Consider the following 392-nt stretch of genomic DNA (forward strand, 5'->3'; position numbering starts at 1 on the left):
CGGATGCGTTCGAGGGCGGGCGCGACCGGGTCGAGGATTTCAGCCCCGGCGAGGGCGACGTGATCGACCTGTCGGCGATTTCCACGGCCTATGGCTGGGACGCGGTGACGGCCGAAGCGGCGGTGTCGGTGACCGACAGCTACCTCGGGGTGATCATCTCGGTCGATGTGCCGGGCACCGGATCGGTGGCGCTGGCGGAACTGCGCGATGTGACGCCGGAGCAGATTTCGGTGGCGGCGGGGACGCTGCGGCTGGTGGCGGGACCACCGCCGGGATCTGCGGATGACGACGGCAACATGGCGCTGGCGCTGGGGCCGGGGATGGCGGACGCGACCATCGAGGCGGGCGAGGAAGCGGCGGTGGCGCTGGCGCTGAGCGGGCTGGACGCGGAT

General features: G+C 71.9%; 1 protein-coding gene. It reads left to right on the forward strand.

Annotation, left to right across the window (positions count from 1 at the left end; all coding sequences use genetic code 11):
• Nucleotides 1–392 (forward strand): type I secretion C-terminal target domain-containing protein (locus Q1A06_RS20935; RefSeq protein WP_299568049.1); only part of this gene is annotated, 392 nt, incomplete at both ends.

Origin of the sequence: uncultured Sulfitobacter sp. (assembly GCF_947497275.1) — a bacterium.
In the GTDB taxonomy this organism is placed as follows: domain Bacteria; phylum Pseudomonadota; class Alphaproteobacteria; order Rhodobacterales; family Rhodobacteraceae; genus Sulfitobacter.